The following is a 19,522-nucleotide window of genomic DNA, read 5'->3' on the forward strand; positions in this document are numbered from 1 at the left end:
GCATATCTCCGTCAATTTCGTACGTCCTCCGCATATCTCAGGGACTTTCTCCATGCAGTCGACCGCACAGCCACCTCTGCCGCAGCACCGGCCATATCGAAAAAAACCGGGTCATCCTCATATGTACGGCCCATTGATGAACAATGAATCCCATACTGCCTGAAAGCATCCGATACATGCGAACATCCTGTTTCAATAATCTCATAACGTTCACAGATGCGATGCCCGATCAACTGATCCCAAATTTTCTCTTTGACAGTGCTTGAAGCAATTTCTGGTACTCCAATACTACCACTAACCAGAGAAACTTGCATTAACGATGTAAGGGTATGGTGGCTAATCCCATCATGGCGTTTTCTCCTGTCTGTTGCACTGCATCGAAGCACAGGAATTCCATGGCCGCGCAACGTATGGATCGCATTCAATGCCACGCCTTGCTCGATTCCGGTATGGCCATATGTCGTTCCGGAGCCGGTAATTCCCGGTCCCATCGCTACGATGATTGCATCAGCCTGTAACGCATACCTGGCTGCCAGCAATCCGCTATACAGGTTGATCGCTTCAATATCTCCGCCAAATGCGTTGCCAACCGTGACAACCCCCGCCAACAGATGCTTCTGTTTCAATTCCTGACAATTCTTGCTCATCATGGCAGGCAACGCCCCGCCATCTGTCATGACGTACGCAATTTGACAGGAATGGGAAGTCAGGTACTGCAACACACTGCACAAAACAGGCACCATACTGTGCAATTCGGCCACGATAACCGGACAATTGTGAAGGGAATCTTTTCCGTATATGCGGGAATGCAATGGATGTGTCGGTTCTTCAATGGCATGCACTTTGAGCTGCATGGGCGTATAGCGCAACTTCATGATATGGCCGGCTTGTCTCTTCATGGCAAAATGGCTTCGATCCGTGCCGGTCTTTTGATTTTCAGCGCAAGCAGACAAAGGAGATCCTTTTGCATCCAGCCAGAGTTCCGTTCCAAATTCCGGATTTTCAGGTTTCGCTAACGTTTCCCTGATATCCGCATCAGGTATGACAAAATCATAGCCGCCGCTGCCGAGTCCGAGCATGCGGGCCGTCCGATTGATTCGGACACGCATCCCAAGAGCACAGGAACCTGTCAAAAGCGGATAGGCAATCGCAGGTTGGATGCTCCCCGAACTCTCTTCGATTACATCGATCAGTTGGATATGCTCCCGTTCTTCTCGAATTCCGATCACATATCCGGATTCCCAATCAATCATTTGTTCGAATCCTCCTTCTTTCGCTGAAATAAAAACCAACGGAGACGAGGATGAATATTCCAAATGCGTAATAAAAGCCAATTCTTTGATCTTTATCCCATAACGAAAAAACGCTTAACGCAACTATGGCCGCAATCGTTATATATTGCCCGTAAGGTTGAGAAAATGCCCACCGCGAAACGTAGTCTCCTTTTTTATATCCACGTTTGCGCCAGATGAGAAACGTAAGGATCATGATGGTCCAATTTAAAAACGTAAAATAGGCAGAAGCGCTCGTGAGGTAGTTGTAGACTTTGGCAGGCAACAGGTAAGCGAGAATCAAGGCTGCGGCCATAGCCAAGGCACAGGAGAGCAAGGCGCCGACAGGATGGCCGTTTTTCGTCTCTTTTAACACAAATCGGGGAGCTTTATTGGCTTCACCAAGGCTGCGCAAAATCGACATAATCGAATATAGCGAACCTGCCATAACGGAAAATGCGGCAATCAGGACGATTCCATTCAGTATGGTTGCAAGCAACGGCAGGTGCATCGCTTGTAAAGCGACGACAAACGGACTGTGCTTTGTATTGATGAGACGCCAAGGATACATCAGCAGCAGCAATGCCGTGCTTGCGACATATAACACGGTAATCGAGACAATCAAGCCGGTCGTTGCTTTCGGGATCATCCTTTGCGGATCCCTCACTTCACTTACTGCATTTGCAATGACGCCGATACCGGAATAGGAGAAAATGACGATTAACATCGCCTGCAGCACGCCACTCCAGCCATTGGGCAGAAAGCCCCCTTTGCCTTGTGCCAAATTTGACATGCTGATACCTGCCCCACCGCCAATGACACCGAAAATCACCAGCACGCCAACGAGAATGAAACCGACAAGCGCCGCGACTTTTACAATCGACATAACGGATTCGATATTTCCAAAATTTTTCACGCCAAATGCGTTCAAAACTACAATCAATGCAACAAAACTGGTAGCCATAATCGATAACGGAATCTGCGGCATCCACAATTTTGCAAAAATAGACATCGCAACAGCTTCACTCGTGACAGCTAACACACCGGATGTGAAAAATACCCATCCCTGCAGAAACCCTACATAGGATCCCAGCATTTCTTCCGCATAGACGCGAAACGACCCCCGTACAGGATGGTTGACGGCGATCGAAGTGATCGATCCCAACACCTGTGACATAATGAGCGCCCCAAACAGATAGCTGATCAAAACACCCGGACCCGCTTGCTGAATCGGCATGCCGGATGCCAGAAAAAATCCGGCTCCGATAATTCCTCCAATGCCGATGAAAGCCAAACTAAACGCATTGAATGAATCTTTTTTGCCTGTCACGTGTTTCAAAGTTTCCCCTTGTTCGCCTTTCATACGATTTGGAAAGGAAAGAAGTCGGCTTTTTGACTTTTGCATTCGCGCACACACCTGTCCTATCAATGAAATTTTCTGATAGGTAGGTTTTCCAATTGTGTCCAGAACTATGTGAGAGAATGAAAGTGAACTTCGAGAATTACAAGGGAATGTTGCCGTGTTTTTTGTACGGACGGTTTTCCCTTTTGTGTTCCAACATCTCCAATGCTTCCGCCAACTTCATGCGGGTCTCCCGCGGGTCGATCACATCGTCGATCATCCCGGCAGCAGCGGCAACATAGGGATTGGAAAACTTGTCCTTGTATTCTTGGATTTTCTGTCCGCGAGCTTCCAGCGGATCTTCACTTTCCGCAATTTCTTTGGCAAAAATAATGCTGGCAGCACCTTCCGGCCCCATGACGGCGACTTCTCCCGTCGGCCAGGCATATACCAGGTCCGCGCCAATCGCCTTGCTGTTCAAAGCAACATATGCACCGCCGAAAGCTTTGCGCAAAATCACCGTAATTTTCGGTACGGTCGCTTCCGAATACGCATATAAAATCTTCGCGCCATGCCGTATAATTCCCCGGTGTTCCTGCTTGACTCCCGGTATAAAGCCAGTCACGTCCTCAAATGTGACCAATGGAATCTGGAAGGAATCACAGAAGCGGATAAACCGCGCCAGTTTGTCCGACGAATCGATATCGAGCCCGCCTGCCATATATTTCGGCTGGTTGGCTATCATTCCAACAGACCGGCCTTGAATGCGTCCAAAACCGATGACAAGATTTTTGGCGAAATTCGGCTGAACTTCCAGGAAATCTTGATTGTCCAAGACGAGGTGAATCACATGCTTAACATCATATACCTTTGTCGTGTCTTCCGGTACGATTGTCATGAACGCTTCCATGGGCTGTTCCGCATTTGTCTCGTCCCAATTGCCACGAGGCGGCTTTTCTTCACAGTTTTGCGGCAAAAACGACAAGAGTCTGCGCACATCCTGCAGTACTTGCTCCTCGGAAGACGCCGTAAAGTGAGCGACACCGCTAACGGAGGATTGCACGTTTGCTCCCCCAAGATTTTCCGCGCTGATCGATTCTCCCGTCACGGATTCAATGACTTTTGGTCCCGTGATAAACATCTGGCTGGTTTTTTCCACCATAAAAATAAAATCGGTAATGGCCGGCGAATATACGGCACCTCCCGCACATGGTCCCATAATGACCGAAATCTGCGGGATGACGCCGGAATATACGGAATTTCGATAAAAAATATGTCCATAGCCGTCGAGGGAGATCACACCTTCCTGGATTCGCGCCCCTCCGGAATCATTCAGACCAATGACAGGAGCGCCATTTTTCGCGGCATGATCCATAATCGTACAGATTTTCTTTGCGTGCATTTCCCCTAACGCTCCGCCAAAGACCGTAAAGTCTTGTGCAAATACGTACACAATGCGGCCGTTAATTTTGCCGTAGCCGGTCACCACGCCTTCTCCCGGCGCCTCCATTTGATCCATGCCAAAATGGGAACCCCGATGCTCGACAAACGTTCCCAATTCTCGAAACGATCCCGGATCCAGCAACAACTCAATCCGTTCCCGGGCCGTCAGCTTGCCTTTTTCGTGTTGTTGTAAAATTCGCCGATCCCCGCCGCCAAGTTCCACTTTTCTGCGGCGATCTTCCAGTTCCCATACTTTTCGTTCCATCTTGTTTTCCTTTCCTCCTACTCGTGCGTGTTCAAAAAGTGGTTAAGTAAGACACAAGGAGTGCGAAGCCGAAGCACGAAAAGGCGACGGAGTGTACGTGTTTGGTACATGAGTAAGCCTTTTTGGGATTCGGCAAAGCAATCCGCCGTGGAGTTTTGACTATTTTTTGAACATCCTCTACTCGTCTTCCATTGGCTGGCAAAATTCCGTTAAAACTCCGCCTGTGTGTTTGGGATGCAAAAATGCTACCCATTTGTGGTGTGCGCCTTTCCGGGGCGTTTCATCGATCAATTGATAACCGGCCGCTTTTGCGTAGCCCAACGCTTGTCGAATATCATTGACTTTGAATGCCAGATGATGAAGACCCGGCCCGCGTTTTTCCATGAATTTTGCAATTGGGCTCGCTTTGTCTGTCGGCTCCAACAATTCAATCACAGTTTCCTTTATTTTCAAAAAGAGAATATGCACATTTTGATCGCTCACCGTTTCTTCATGTATGACTTCCATCCCCAATTGCTCCTGGTAGAGATGCAAGGATTCATGAAGACTGCGCACGGCAATCCCGATATGATCCAATTGCTCCGGAACGATTCGCAGATTTTGCAGCAGTTCTTGCGGCATGTTCGACGGCTCTTCCAATGTATCCTCTGTCAATTGACGGATCGTTTCAGCTGCAGAGTCAGAGTCCGCCTCTGTTTTGTTTATGCCGGCATGCATATACCCCCGACGCTGAATATGTGTACGAATATAAGCGGCAATTTCCGAAATCGGAGTGCCTGGCGTGAACACTGCATCAATTCCCTTTTCCAGCAAATACGGAATATCATCTTGTGGAACCACACCGCCGCCAATGACTAACACGTCATTGGCGCCAGCATTCCTAAGCTGGCTTACGATCTCTGGAAACAACTGCATATGGGCACCGGACAAAGAGGATAGGCCGACACAGTCCACATCTTCCTGAATGGCAATGGATGCGATCTGTTCGGGAGTTTGCCGAAGTCCTGTATAGATCACTTCCATGCCGGCATCCCGCAGCCCTTGCGCGACGACAAGCGCTCCTCGGTCATGTCCATCCAGCCCTGGTTTTGCCACAAGTACACGGATTGTTTGATTCGCCATCCCAATTGACTCCTTTTACCATACTGATGGTTGATATTCGCCGAATTCTTCCCGCAAAACTCCACAGATTTCTCCAAGTGTTGCATAAACGCGTACAGATTGTATGATATGCGGCATCAGATTCTCACTGCCTCTTGCCGCGTTTCGCAATGCTTCCAACGCTTCCTGAACCGCTTTTGAATTGCGCGTATTGCGCAGGTGTGCAAGTCTTTCGGACTGGATCCGTTCCAACGATGAATCAATGCGCAACAATTCCGGCCTCGGCTCATGCTCCAATTTAAACGCGTTCACACCGACGACGATTTGTTCGCCTGTCTCAATTGCCATTTGTGTTTGATAGGCAGACTTTTGGATTTCCCGCTGCATATAACCTTGTTCAACAGCGACGACCGCTCCGCCCAGACCATCGATCTGTGCCAGGTATTCGCCAACTTCCTGCTCGATTTGATCCGTCAATGCTTCCACATAATACGACCCGCCCAAAGGATCGATCGTATCGGCCACACCGCTTTCATGTGCAATGATTTGCTGTGTCCGCAATGCAATGCGGGCAGACTCTTCCGTGGGCAAAGCGAGCGCCTCGTCGCGGGAATTTGTATGCAGGCTTTGCGTACCCCCAAGAACGGCAGAAAGCGCCTGCAATGTCACGCGGACGATGTTGTTGTCCGGTTGCTGTGCCGTTAATGTAGAGCCGCCCGTTTGCGTATGAAAGCGCAACTGCCATGATTTTGGCTGTTTTGCTCCATAGTGCTCTTTCATGATCCGCGCCCAAATGCGGCGGGCCGCCCGAAATTTGGCAACTTCTTCAAACAGGTTGTTATGTGCATTGAAAAAGAACGACAGCCGCGGTGCAAATACGTCCACGTCAAGCCTTGCAGCAATCGCCGCATCCACATACGCCTTCGCATTTGCCAGGGTGAATGCCACTTCCTGCACGGCTGTCGAACCTGCTTCGCGAATGTGGTAGCCGCTGATGCTGATCGTATTCCAGTTGGGCACAGACGTCGAACAGTATGCAAAAATATCGGTAATCAGCCGCATCGAAGGCCTGGGAGGAAAAATATATGTCCCTCTGGCGACGTATTCTTTTAATATGTCATTCTGAATGGTTCCTGATAGTTTGTCCGCAGTCACACCTTGTTTTTCAGCCACGACAATATACATGGCCAACAAAACGGAAGCAGGCGCATTGATCGTCATTGAGGTACTTACTTTATCAAGGGGAATATTGGCTAACAATCGCTCCATATCTTCCAGCGATGAAATTGCCACACCTACTTTTCCTACTTCTCCCTTTGCGAACGGATGATCCGAGTCGTATCCGATCTGTGTCGGCAAATCAAATGCTGTCGATAAGCCTGTTTGCCCCTGTTCCAATAAGTAATGGAATCTGCGATTGGTTTCTTCTGCCGAGCCAAATCCCGCATATTGACGCATTGTCCAATAGCGGCTGCGATACATGGTCGGCTGAGTTCCTCTCGCAAACGGAAATTCGCCTGGAAAACCCAATTGATGCACATATTGTGTGGCATCTGCCGTTTGCTCATCCGGTACATACAATCGATCTACCGGAATTCCCGAAGATGTTGCGAACGTTGCCTTGCGCTCCGGAATACGCCCGCTTGCTTGCTCCGCTTTTCGCTGCCAAGATGCATATTGCTCCTGAAAATCCGCCACTTCTCTCCCTCCTGCTGCCAATCCTTTTCTACTCATCCCATTCCTCTTTATCGACACCGCTTGAACTTGATCGAAATTCCTTGCCTTTCCCGGCAATCATCGTCTCCAAGTGAAAAATAAACATAGGCGAAACAGAAATGGTACTCGAACCTGCATTTACTGCATTCCGCAATGTCAGCTTTGGAAGCCATTGTGAAAACGAATACAAGCATAGTATATCATAGAATGTTGTCTCTGCTGAACCAAACTTTTACATCTATCTTGCAAGAATGGCGATCCGTGAATAAAACATTGTGGTCGTAGTCAATTAAAAAAGCTGTTGAATATTGATTATGCAACATTCAACAGCTTCGATTCACAAACTTGCAATCCGCTTCAAACATAAAACATTTGTTCCATCTTTAAAAGATTGCTTCATCTTTAAAAGATCGTTCCATCCATCGCTTACGCTTGAACGTTTGCTTCCTTCATTTGCTTTGCAAAATATTCGCTCATATCCGCGATCTGCGCCGGAATTTCCGAATTTGACGCATATGCCGGAACACCGTGTTCCGCAATATCCAGCCCTTCATCTTCCTCGTCTCGATTGACTCGAATTCCAACGGTTTTCTTCATTAACAAAAACACCACATACGTAGAGGCAAATCCCCAGACAGAACATACGATAAGACCTAACGCTTGAACGCCCAACAAATGCAATCCGCCGCCATAAAGCAAACCGCCATTTGTTGCGAACAGGCCAACCGCTATAGTTCCGAAGCTGCCGCAAATGCCGTGAACAGCTACCGCACCGACCGGATCATCCGCATGCAAGCGGTCGATCAGGCCAACACCTTCCACGACAATGACACCGGCGATTGCGCCGATTACAATGGCGCCAAGTGCACTGACTACCTGTGTGCCTGCAGTAATTGCCACCAATCCGGCCAATGCACCGTTGATCGCCATCGAGGGATCCGCTTTGCCATACCGCCGCATGGTATAAAGAGTCGCCAACACTCCTCCTGCAGCTGCCGCCAAATTGGTTGTCAACGCGACATGGGCAAGAGAACCATCCAGAGCATTTAACGTACTGCCCGGGTTGAATCCGAACCATCCAAACCACAGCATAAATGCGCCTAATGCGGCTAACGGAAGATTATGTGCCGGCATTACATTCACGGATCCGTCCGCATTGTATTTGCCGCGCCTTGGCCCCAATACCAGAATCGCCGCCAAAGCACTCCATCCTCCGACCGCGTGTACGACTGTCGAACCGGCAAAATCAACAAATCCCAATTGATGCAAAAATCCCGTAGGAGCCCATGCCCAATGACCACTCACAGGATAAATGATCACGGTTGCCAAGAAACTGTACAAAATATATGGCCCGAACTTCATCCGTTCTGCTACCGCGCCGGAAACGATCGTTGCTACTGCGACGGCAAATGCCGCCTGGAATAACCAAAAGATTTCTACCGGAATGGAAAGTCCTAAAAATGTAAAATTTCCCTTCAGGAAAAATCCATCCCACTGAATATGGCCGCCCTGGCCATGAATCCCGTACATAATGGCAAAACCGAAAGCAAAGTATCCGATCAAACCGACACAACAATCCATGAGAACTTTCATAATCACGTTCATCGAATTTTTTGAATGAATAAACCCAGCCTCTAATGCAGCAAAACCTGCTTCCATAAAGAATACAAGTGCCGTTGCAATAACCATCCACACCGTGTTTAAACCGATTACTATCTGGCCGTTCAAGATGTCTCCCCCCACTACACTGTTACATTTGATCACATTATAAGCCAATCTTGCCGGATTGACAACAATATATGGAAGAAATACTTACATAAAAAGCGATTTTTATCCGCCGGTTTCATTTTTCGAAATCTGAAGCGCAGAACATCTTACATCATCAGATATGAGCAAGAAACTATAATGAAAATAAAAAACGTCCTACGGCATCGGAATCCCATATGCCATAAGACGTTGCACACAAAAATACTGGCAAAATACATACTGCTCATGAAAAGATAGAATAAAATAAGATAAAAATAGTGCTGAAATTACAAAAACAGGAAGATAAAAATGGAATAGACAAATGCTAAATTATGCCATTTGTTGCTGGTTTGGATGATATTGATGATGAAATTCATCCAATACTTCTACGGCAATTGAATCAATCTCTTCTAATTCTGTCATTTCATCTGCCGTCAAACGAAACAAATTATTCCACCATGTTTTTAAGCGGTTGACCATCGGTTGCTCTTCATCTCCACACCAGAAGTTTCTGATGAATCTATTAAATAATATCTGTTCAAAAAAGGCGATAGACAATTTATCGCAATTCTACCTTCAAATCAGAAAAGAAGAGTATGTAAACGCAAACATCTCGTTATATCGTTGCGTATCTATTATTTTCATGCATTTGCACCTTTGTTTGTTGCTCCACAAAAACGCTTATGGCGACCCTTCGTCTTATGAACCGGCCATTGTGACAAGAAGGTCGCCAAACGAATTGTATCGCTATTTTTTCCCCGCCTGCTGAACTTGCTCATGTGCATGATAGGAACTGCGAACCAGCGGTCCGGATTCCACGTGGGAAAATCCCCGTTTGATTCCTTCCACCTTCAACTTTGCAAATTCTTGTGGAGTATAGTATTTTTCAATGTTTAAATGTTTTTTCGTCGGCTGCAAATATTGACCGATCGTCATGATGTCACAATCCACGTTGCGCAAATCGTCCATCGCCTGCAAAATTTCCTCCCATGTTTCCCCTACGCCCAACATGATGCTGGATTTTGTCGGGATATCCGGCTTCATTCCTTTTGCCCTTTGCAGCAGCTCAAGGGATCGACGGTACTTCGCTTTCGCCCGCACGCGGTCGGACAGCCGTTCAACGGTCTCTATGTTGTGATTCAAAATGTCTGGCCGTGCATCCATCACCACCTGCAACGCATCCCAATTCCCTTGAAAATCAGGAATCAAAACTTCCACCGAACACCCGGGAACCCTTTCTCTCACCGCACGGATCGTCGCCGCAAAAATGGCAGCCCCTCCATCTGCAAGGTCGTCTCTTGCGACAGATGTGACAACCACATGCTGCAGCCCCATCTGCTCGACTGATGCCGCCACGCGGCTTGGTTCTTCCAAATCCAATTCCGTCGGCAGCCCTGTGGTGACAGCGCAAAAACGGCAAGCTCTGGTACAGATATTCCCCAAAATCATAAAGGTCGCGGTGCGATGCGTCCAACATTCGAAAAGATTGGGACATTTCGCTTCTTCGCAAACCGTATGTAATCGATTGCCGCGCATCAAGGACTTTAATTCCGTAAAATTTTCGTTTGTCTTTAAATCTATTTTCAACCACTCTGGTTTTCTTAGCGGGCGTTGTGCAGATTCTTTCGCGGATTCTTTCATCGTTTGACCGTGCATTTCCACACTCCCCACCCCTTTCTAAAATGGTATATGGACTTGGCAGGTGCCAAGCCCGGTGATCTCCTTATAGGATAGTATGTTCGCCGTACTCTTGCAAGCGCCTCTTGACACTTTGCAAAAACCGCCCGCAAGCAAGTCCGTCCAATACGCGGTGATCCAGTGACAAACAGATGTTCACGAGCGAACGGATGGCAATCGCATCATCATCCAGCACTACGGGGCGTTTGACAATGGATTCCATCGTTATAATGGCCGCTTGCGGGGCATTGATAATCGGCGCTGACAGTATCGATCCAAACGCGCCCGTATTATTTACTGTAAATGTACCGCCTGCGACATCTTCCATCGTCAGTTTCCCCGCGCGGGCTCTTGCAGCCAAATCATGGACCGCGTGGGCAATGCCGACAATGCTTAACCGATCCGCGTGATGAATCACAGGTACGACAAGTGCATCTTCGGTCGCGACGGCAATTGAGATATGAATGCCTTTCTTGATCACAATCCCTTCGTCCGTCCATGCTGAATTCAAAATGGGAAACTCTTTTAACGACTCGGCCACTGCCTTGATAAAGAAGGGCAGATAGGTCAGATCAATTCCTTCCCTGCGTTTGAATTCTTCTTTTACTTTCGTGCGGAATTTGACGAGGGAAGTGACATCCGCCTCTACCATTGTCCATGCGTGCGGCGCTGTGTGCTTGCTTTCCACCATCCGTTTTGCAATCGTCTTCCGAATGGCAGTAGCGGGAATGATTTGATCTTCCCCATTTGCTAAAAGGGGCTTGCTTGCCGAAATCACAGGCTCAACGGCAGGCATCTCGCTTTGTACGGCCGCTTTCGGTTCGGATTGCGGCTGTTCGATAACAGACGGGGGATTGGGAGATTCAATGAAGCGATATACATCCTTTCGTGTAATCCTCCCACCGATTCCTGTGCCTGTAATCATGGCAGGATTGATTCGGTGCTCCTGCATAAGACGCATGACAACCGGCGAAAATCTTCCTTGTCCATCGAAAACCGCATCTGCATGTTGACGTACATCCGCGAGGGTTTCCAGAGCATCGGCAGCCGCTTGTGTCTTGGACGCTGCAGTTGTGATCGCATTCGCCGTGTCCTTTTGCGGGAGCACATGCGGCAACACATCCTGCCCTTCAATTACGGCAATTTTCGTACCGACAGGAACCGTTTCCCCTTCTTGTACGAGGATTTCCGTCAGAATCCCTTCGACATCCGATGGAATTTCCGCATTGACCTTATCCGTAATCACTTCGACAAGGGGTTCATATTTTTCTACTTTGTCCCCTATTTGCTTTAACCATTTGCCGAGGGTGCCTTCTGTCACACTTTCTCCCAACTGCGGCATTCGAACATCTGGCATTCCATAACCCCCTTAAAATTCAGCCAACTTCCGCATGGCTGCTGCAATTTTTTCCGAATTCAGCATATAAAATTTTTCCATGGGCGGACTATAGGGCATCGCCGGGACATCCGGCCCGCACAGACGGGCAATCGGCGCATCGAGTTCAAACAGCGCTTCTTCTGCAATGATTGCAGATACTTCCGCACCCACACCGCCAGTTTTATTGTCCTCATGAACGATGAGTACTTTACCTGTTTTCTTCACCGCATCGATGATACCTTCCCGGTCGAGCGGAAGCACTGTGCGAAGGTCGAGGATATGCACATCGATTCCCTCTTTCGCCAATTGCTCCGCCGCATCCATGCACAGATGCACCATCAAACCGTAGGTAATCACCGTAATATCGGTCCCCTCACGCTTCACATCCGCTTTGCCGATGGGAAGAACGTACTCTTCCTCGGGCACATCCCCTTTGATCAGCCGATAGCATCGTTTGTGCTCAAAAAACAAAACCGGATCCGGATCGCGAATCGCCGCTTTTAAAAGACCTTTCACATCATAAGGTGTGGAAGGAGCGACAATTTTCAAACCTGGGACATGATGGAAAAGCGCCTCTACGCTCTGGGAATGGTACAAAGCGCCATGAACACCCCCTCCATATGGAGCGCGGATGACCATTGGCACCCCCCAGTCATTCCGGGAACGATACCGCATTTTGGCAGCTTCACTAATAATCTGATTCATGGCAGGCAAAATAAAATCGGCAAACTGAATTTCAGCAATCGGCACCATTCCGTGTAATGCGGCTCCAATGCCGACTCCGACGATGGCAGATTCCGCCAACGGCGTATCGATGACACGTTGTTCGCCAAACTCTTCAATCAGGCCTGCAGTGACGCGAAATACTCCGCCCCGCACACCCACGTCTTCTCCCAAAACAAATACCCGTTCGTCCCTGCGCATTTCTTCAAGGATCGCGTCATGAATCGCTTCTATATAAAGTTTGACAGCCATATGCTCCCCCTCCTAGTCTGCGTAAACGAATGTCAAAGCATCTTCCGGCGCGGCATACGGAGCTTTTTCCGCATACTCAGTGGCATCGTTCACTTCTTTGGCGATTTTTTCGCGAATGGCCCCTTCTTCCGTATCGGAAAGCAAACCGTTGTCGACCAGATACCTGCGGAAAATCACCAATGGATCTTTCTTTTTGGCCTCTTCCACTTCTTCACGGGAACGATAGCTGCGATCATCATCGTCGCTTGAATGGGGTGCGAGCCGATACGTTTTGGCTTCAATCAAAGTTGGCCCTTCGCCGCGACGAGCCCGGTCTGCGGCTTCCTTAACAACTTTATAGACTTCCAGGACATCATTGCCGTCGACGATTACGCCAGGAAATCCGTAGCCGGCAGCCCGATCTGCCACATGTTCGCAACCTAGCTGCTTGATTACGGGCACTGAAATTGCATACTGATTATTTTCACAGAAGAAAATCACCGGAAGTTTGTGTACACCCGCAAAATTGCACGCTTCATGGAAGTCTCCCTGATTGCTGGAGCCTTCACCGAAGGATGTATACGCAACCATTGGCTCCCTGCGCATTTTACCGGCCAATGCCACGCCGACCGCATGGGGAATCTGCGTGGATACTGGACTGGAACCCGATATGATATGATGCTTGCGCGAGCTGAAGTGCCCAGGCATTTGCCGTCCTCCGCCTGCCGGATCCTCTGCTTTTGCAAATGAACTTAACATCATGTCGCGGGCCGTCTGTCCAAATACCAGCACGACGCCCATATCCCGGTAATAAGGAAGAATGTAATCCGTTTCCGGTTGCAGCGCAAAAGCTGCTCCGACTTGTGCAGCTTCCTGTCCCTGACAAGAAACCACAAAGGGAATTTTGCCGGCACGGTTTAACAACCACAACCGTTCATCAATCGTACGCGCCAAAACCATATAATAAAACATCTGCAACAATTGTTCTTTCGTAAGTCCAAGTTGTTCATGCGTATATGTGCTCATGAAGTCTCCTCCGCTCGATCAGAATCGTGAATAGCAAACAGACATGCCCGATTATATATGAATCGCCAAACCGTCAACGGCCAAAGCCGCTTCCGCCACAGCTTCCGACAGCGTCGGATGGGGATGGATGGTTTGTGCTACTTCCCATGCCGTGGCATCCAGCAATTTGGCAAGAGCAGCTTCCGAAATCATATCCGTCACATGTGCGCCCACCATATGCACTCCCAAAAGATCCTGTGTCCTTGCATCTGACAAAATTTTAACAAAACCGTCGATATCGCCATTGATCTGTGCTTTGCCGATGGCGCGAAAGGGAAATGTTCCAACCTTCAACTCATACCCTTGGCTGCGGGCTTTTGCTTCTGTCAATCCGATGCTTGCCACTTCCGGACGGCTATATGTGCAGCGGGGAATCGCAGTGGAGTCGATCGGCAGCGGATGCAGATCCGCGATTGTCTCAACCGCATGTACGCCTTCATGTGCAGCTGCATGAGCCAACTGTAAACCGCCAATACAATCACCGATGGCGAAAATATGCGGTTCGGCAGTCCGCAAGTGCGCATCCACTTGAATCACACCGCGTTCCACCTGAATTTCCGTAGCTTCCAGTCCGATATCTTGAACATTCGCTTCCCGGCCGATGGATACGAGGATTTTTTCCGCCTCAAATGTTTGCAGTCGATCACCGACTTGTGCCTGAATCCGTACATTTTCGCCCGCTTCTTCGAAAGATTCCGGCAAAACTTTCGCTCCTGTCACAATTTTCACATTGCGCCGTTTTAACAATTTTGCCAATTCATCCGAGCAATCCGAGTCTTCCAGGGGTAAAATCCGATCCATATACTCGACAACCGTAACATCGACTCCAAAATCATTCAACATGCTGGCCCATTCCATGCCAATCGCCCCTGCACCGATGATAAGAATCGATTTTGGCAAATGTTCCAACTGCAATCCATGATCGCTTGTGATTACTTTATCTCCATCAATGGGCAAACCAGGCAGAGTCCTGGGTCTCGAACCGGTTGCGATAATGACATGGCGGGGTGTGGTCAATTCTGTCTGCCCATCAGCTTTCTCGATCGAGATGGTGCCGCTGGTTGGCGAAAAAATGGAAGGCCCCATCAATCGTCCATGGCCTTGAATCACTGTCACGCCATGCTTCTTCAGTAAATGCTGCACACCTTTATACAGTTGGCTCACAATCTTATCTTTTCGTTCCATGACTTTGGAAAAACGCAGCTTCGGCTTTCCTTCCACTTCTATGCCATATTCACCGGCTTTTGCAAATTTTGAAAGCATTTCGGCACTTTTTAAAAGGGCTTTCGAAGGAATGCATCCTTTATGGAGACACGTTCCGCCGAGTTTTTCTTTTTCTACAACAGCCACTTTCAATCCCAACTGTGCGGCGCGAATGGCTGCAACATATCCCCCGGTGCCTCCGCCAAGTATGACAATATCAAATGAATCTGACATGCTATTCCCCCTTTACGCACACATGTTCCGTCTCGCTATTGTTCCTTGCATCATCCTGAATGGGATCGCAAACTTCATGCTATCAGATCCCAGCTTCATGAGAAAGTTTCTCATTAATTTAGTATCAGGTATTAACATCAACTTACACAACCTGTTGATAGCATACCATTTTCCTGTAGAAAATGGAAGCCGATTGCTATTTGTTTTGCCATCCATTTCTAAAAACATTCAAATGCAAAAATCGTACCAATTTTTTATGTAAATGTTAAAAAGTGAATATTCCTGATAAAATGTAAAATAACTCATTTCCCTATCATCAGTCAATGAGTTATCGTTTCAACCATGTAGTTGTTTGCAAATATTGCGCAAATATTTGCATGCAATAAATTGCGTAAAATCAGTATGAAATAACGCGCTATCCCCTGTACCGGGTAACTACCCTCACGGATTCAGGTGATATTTTTCCATTTTATAATACAAACTCCGCACAGCGATTCCAAGGCGTTTCGCCGCTTCCGTTTTATTGCCGTGAGTAAGCCGCAGCACGTTTCTGATATGCTTTTTTTCTGCCGCCGCTACAATCGCGTCTAATGTGTCTACCGGATTTGCTTCCACTTCTTTTGGCAAGAGCAAGGTTTTTTCTGTCGGCTTGGCCGGGCCTGTGAACTCAGGCAACTGAATACATTGAATTTCCTTGTCTGTCAAACGCATATGAATCATTGCGCGGCCGATGACATTTTCTAATTCCCGGACATTTCCCGGCCAATCGTAGCGGAACAATTGTTCCAAACAGGCAGCAGCGATGCTGTCTACATTTCGTCCATACTCCTGATTTAATTTGCGAATCAAACGCATGGCAATCGGATAGATATCTTCTTTACGGCACCGCAAAGGCGGAATGATAATGGGTAAAACATTGAGGCGATAATACAAATCTGCCCGAAAGCGGCTTTCCGCAATCGCTTTCTCCAAATTTACATTTGTGGCGGCAATAATTCGTACATCAATCTGAATCGGTTGTGATCCACCCACACGAACAATTTCTTTTTCCTGCAAAACCCGTAAAATTTTCGCCTGTGTTGACACCGATAATTCGCCAATCTCATCAAGAAATATCGTCCCGCCCCCCGCTTGCTCGAACAACCCTTTTTGCCCGCCCCGTTTCGCACCTGTAAAGGCGCCTTCTTCATAGCCAAACAATTGGCTTTCCAGCAAACTTTCCGATATGGCAGCGCAATTGACGCGCAAAAATCGATTAAAACGGCGATCGCCAGCATTATGGATGGCATGTGCGAACAATTCTTTCCCCGTTCCCGATTCGCCCCGCAACAACACGGTTGCATGTGTCGCAGCAGCTTGTCGGGCCTGTTCAAGCGCTTGCTGCATATCCGGACTCACGGAAATGATATCCTGAAAGCTATATTTCGCTTCCAGCTTCCGAATCAATTGTTTGGCCTTTTCCAATTCTTCGGATAGTTTTTTCATTTCCGAAATATCGTGGAGAATGCCTACACTTCCCTTTAATTGTCCTTTAACTGTAATCGGCGCCACATTTACAATCACTTCCCGACGAGTCGGACCGATCTTCATCGGCACACCCCGTACCGGCTGTCCCGTGCGCAACACTTGCAAATGCATGCTTTCCCCTTCCGCAATATCCACCGTTGCCGGCTGGCCAATAATATCCCGTTCGGTTAAACCGGTCAGCTTGGTATAGGCAGGGTTAATCAGGATGCCTTGTCCCTCTGCGTCCACTACGGAAATGGCATCTTGTGTCGAATTGATAATCGCTTCAAGCAATTGCTGCATCTCGCGCAAATTTGTAATTTCTTCGATTAAATTTTGGATATCGGTTACATCCCGAAAGACGGCAACCGCACCGATCACTCGGCCATGCTCATCTTTTACCGGCACCCGGTTCGTAATAATTCGAATGTTTCCTAGCGTCTGCAATTGATTCAATTCCGGTTGCCCCGAACGCAACACTTCATGCAAGCGGCTGTTCGGGATCACTTCACTGACATTCTCCCCAAGCACGTCTTGTCCCCGTTTTTGTGTTAAACGTTCCGCAGCAGCATTAAAAATTGTAATTTGTCCATCGATATTAATCGCGATCATCGCATCATGTGTGGAATTTAAGATCACTTCCAATTCTCGCTGCTTGCCCAAGTCTTGACCACCAGATAATTTCTCATGCTCCGAATTCATGTAATTGCCATCTCCACCCCATGCATTTCCGTATTATCTAATAAAAAGAAAAAACAAAATGACCGTTACGCTTTTTTGTCAAATAGCATGCCAAGATACTTTCTCATTTGAATATCCATATTCAATATTGCTTCTGTCGGGATTTGCCTTACAACTTCGTTGTTGTTCTCCGGATCCATAAATTGAATCACAATATGATCTGCTTCTTTATTATAATCGAGGCGTACCTGTAAGGAATGCTGTCGGGCCATATGGCGCAACTGTTCCATCGCTTTTGCAATTCGCTCTTTGCGGGCAGCCTCATCTTGATTTTGAAACCGGGAATTGCCTTCGCGATGAGAATCTGTCGGTTGAGCCGGCAGTAGCGGCTCAACCGGTTGTATCGGTAGGAGTTGTGTTTGCTGCAATGGATTCGCATAGGATTGATTCATATTATTAATACCAAATTCCATCTTTTACGCCCCCTGACATGTCACGATATTTACTTACTCTATGAATATATGAATTTAGGAAGAAGCAAATGATTTTGCAGAAAACAAATGCCGTTCCGCAAATGATATACATGTACAATCTGCAAATTTACTGTTTACAAATTTTCGAGAACTTTATGAAAATTCCTTTCGATTGACTGGGAAATTTCACAAAAAAATAAGGAATACACTGTATGTTCTACACTGTACGTGCTCGTTAAAAATCAACAGTTATTTGAAACTCTATGCGCTTCCATTGTTCTACCGTGAGCAATCCAGTATAGTGAATTTATAGGAGGGATTTTTATGATTCGATATATTTTATGGCTATCCATGTTCGGTATCGTTGTCCTTGCAGGCGAAGGGGTCAATCTGATCAAACAAGCCATTCTTACAAAACTTGCGGAACCTGCTGCAACCGTTTGGCCGGATATGACCCTGGGCGCACTTTTGATGGTCGGCGGAGTCAGTTTTATTGGTGGTTACATGCATTACCGGGATCAAAAAAGAGGCCGCATCAAAAAAAGCATCGGCAGGAAACAAACCACTCCGTTATGAATTGGGAAGCGGCTGTATGTCTTCCGGTTCGACCGCCGGTTCATCCGCGCTGCACTGCTTGGGCCTCCCCCATTGATCCAGCCAACGCAGCCACTTGTTGTCGTCAATAATTGCTGAAATGGAATGAATTTCAGCAATTCCATGGATTCCAAGCAAAAGAATCAGCATGATCCATTGATATCCAAACGGGAATGCTGACAGACATAAACTGCCCAATAGAATGCCAAGGGCGTTTGCTCCTGTATCTCCCATCATCGCATACCCTTTTAAATCTTTTGGAATATAAGCCAGACATGTGCCGATGAGGATGATGCACCATTTCCAAAGAAAATTCGAGGATATCGAAGAATGAAAAGCAATCCATCCAAACAATACAAGCAGCATCAATATAACTGCTTTCATTGCTCTTCCCGGGCGCAAATCGAACAAATTGATCGTATTTGCCGTCAATGCGATGATCGTCGCTCCAATCGGCATTTCCAGCCAACTCTCTGTTAACTGCGTGCTGGTCCATACAGCCGTTCCTGTCAAGATAATTGCCTTTAATCCGCCGGACGTGAACGTTTTCCGCTTCCAAAGCATCTGCAAATGTCCGCTGATCCCCTTGATTCGTCGATCATTTGCAATATCATCCAACAATCCCACGCATGTTGCCATGAGCATGGAAACAAGGAGCACCAAGTCCTGTTTGGCAAGTCCGCTCCCAGGCAGCGTACAAATCAAAACAACCACTGTCAGCGTAATCGAGATTCCCATTGCAGTAGGAATGGTTTTTTTTTGATAATTTTCTCTTACGATGTGACGATTGCAGACGTGATAAAAGGCATGATACCAAAATAATGTAAGAAGATAACTGCTCATCAAGAGACAGATGACCATCCATCCATTCAT

At 47.5% G+C, this 19,522-nt stretch carries 16 protein-coding genes; 1 reads left to right on the forward strand and 15 read right to left on the reverse strand.

Features of this window, described 5'->3' with window-relative positions; translation table 11 throughout:
- Positions 1-11 precede the first annotated feature (11 nt).
- The 14 genes from LSG31_RS18925 to LSG31_RS18990 form a co-directional block, all read right to left on the reverse strand.
- Positions 12-1,253, reverse strand: a complete 1,242-nt coding sequence (locus LSG31_RS18925; protein ID WP_347436599.1) for a DUF3866 family protein — start codon at positions 1,251-1,253, stop codon at positions 12-14.
- Complete coding sequence (locus LSG31_RS18930) at positions 1,246-2,676, reverse strand: amino acid permease (protein ID WP_347436600.1); 1,431 nt, start codon at positions 2,674-2,676, stop codon at positions 1,246-1,248. The genes LSG31_RS18925 and LSG31_RS18930 overlap by 8 nt, the downstream gene beginning before the upstream one ends.
- Positions 2,677-2,773: 97 nt before the next feature.
- Complete coding sequence (locus LSG31_RS18935; RefSeq protein ID WP_347436601.1) at positions 2,774-4,321, reverse strand: acyl-CoA carboxylase subunit beta; 1,548 nt, start codon at positions 4,319-4,321, stop codon at positions 2,774-2,776.
- Between the two features lie 177 nt (positions 4,322-4,498).
- A complete protein-coding gene (mce, locus tag LSG31_RS18940; RefSeq protein WP_347436602.1) occupies positions 4,499-5,443 on the reverse strand; it encodes a methylmalonyl-CoA epimerase in 945 nt (314 codons plus the stop codon).
- Between the two features lie 15 nt (positions 5,444-5,458).
- Positions 5,459-7,156, reverse strand: a complete 1,698-nt coding sequence (locus tag LSG31_RS18945) for an acyl-CoA mutase large subunit family protein (RefSeq protein ID WP_430734211.1) — start codon at positions 7,154-7,156, stop codon at positions 5,459-5,461.
- Entirely contained in the window at positions 7,149-7,328 is a 180-nt protein-coding gene (locus LSG31_RS18950) for a hypothetical protein (protein WP_347436603.1), read from the reverse strand. Before LSG31_RS18950 ends, LSG31_RS18945 begins: the two co-directional genes overlap by 8 nt.
- A 236-nt stretch (positions 7,329-7,564) precedes the next feature.
- On the reverse strand, positions 7,565-8,866 hold the full coding sequence (locus LSG31_RS18955) for an ammonium transporter (protein WP_347436604.1): 1,302 nt from the start codon (positions 8,864-8,866) through the stop codon (positions 7,565-7,567).
- A gap of 765 nt (positions 8,867-9,631) precedes the next feature.
- Positions 9,632-10,540 carry a lipoyl synthase gene (gene lipA / locus LSG31_RS18960; RefSeq protein WP_347439565.1) on the reverse strand — a complete coding sequence of 303 codons (909 nt, stop codon included), beginning with the start codon at positions 10,538-10,540 and terminating at the stop codon, positions 9,632-9,634.
- A 67-nt stretch (positions 10,541-10,607) separates the two neighbouring features.
- Positions 10,608-11,918: a dihydrolipoamide acetyltransferase family protein gene (locus LSG31_RS18965; protein WP_347436605.1), complete on the reverse strand. Its 1,311-nt coding sequence runs from the start codon at positions 11,916-11,918 to the stop codon at positions 10,608-10,610.
- A gap of 12 nt (positions 11,919-11,930) precedes the next feature.
- Positions 11,931-12,914 carry an alpha-ketoacid dehydrogenase subunit beta gene (locus tag LSG31_RS18970; RefSeq protein ID WP_347436606.1) on the reverse strand — a complete coding sequence of 328 codons (984 nt, stop codon included), beginning with the start codon at positions 12,912-12,914 and terminating at the stop codon, positions 11,931-11,933.
- A 12-nt stretch (positions 12,915-12,926) separates the two neighbouring features.
- Complete coding sequence (locus LSG31_RS18975) at positions 12,927-13,919, reverse strand: thiamine pyrophosphate-dependent dehydrogenase E1 component subunit alpha (RefSeq protein WP_347436607.1); 993 nt, start codon at positions 13,917-13,919, stop codon at positions 12,927-12,929.
- A 51-nt stretch (positions 13,920-13,970) separates the two neighbouring features.
- Complete coding sequence (gene lpdA / locus LSG31_RS18980; protein ID WP_347436608.1) at positions 13,971-15,395, reverse strand: dihydrolipoyl dehydrogenase; 1,425 nt, start codon at positions 15,393-15,395, stop codon at positions 13,971-13,973.
- Between the two features lie 441 nt (positions 15,396-15,836).
- Positions 15,837-17,603, reverse strand: coding sequence for a sigma-54 interaction domain-containing protein (locus tag LSG31_RS18985; RefSeq protein WP_347436609.1), 1,767 nt, complete (start codon positions 17,601-17,603; stop codon positions 15,837-15,839).
- Between the two features lie 65 nt (positions 17,604-17,668).
- Complete coding sequence (locus tag LSG31_RS18990) at positions 17,669-18,055, reverse strand: flagellar protein FlaG (protein WP_347436610.1); 387 nt, start codon at positions 18,053-18,055, stop codon at positions 17,669-17,671.
- 324 nt (positions 18,056-18,379) lie between these two features.
- Between LSG31_RS18990 and LSG31_RS18995 the strand changes: the two genes are divergently transcribed.
- Positions 18,380-18,631 carry a DUF2627 family protein gene (locus LSG31_RS18995; RefSeq protein WP_347436611.1) on the forward strand — a complete coding sequence of 84 codons (252 nt, stop codon included), beginning with the start codon at positions 18,380-18,382 and terminating at the stop codon, positions 18,629-18,631.
- Here LSG31_RS18995 and LSG31_RS19000 read toward each other — a convergent pair.
- A complete protein-coding gene (locus tag LSG31_RS19000) occupies positions 18,626-19,522 on the reverse strand; it encodes an MraY family glycosyltransferase (RefSeq protein ID WP_347436612.1) in 897 nt (298 codons plus the stop codon). The two genes, LSG31_RS18995 and LSG31_RS19000, sit on opposite strands and share 6 nt — an antisense overlap.

This window comes from Fodinisporobacter ferrooxydans, assembly GCF_022818495.1.
Classification (GTDB): domain Bacteria; phylum Bacillota; class Bacilli; order Tumebacillales; family MYW30-H2; genus Fodinisporobacter; species Fodinisporobacter ferrooxydans.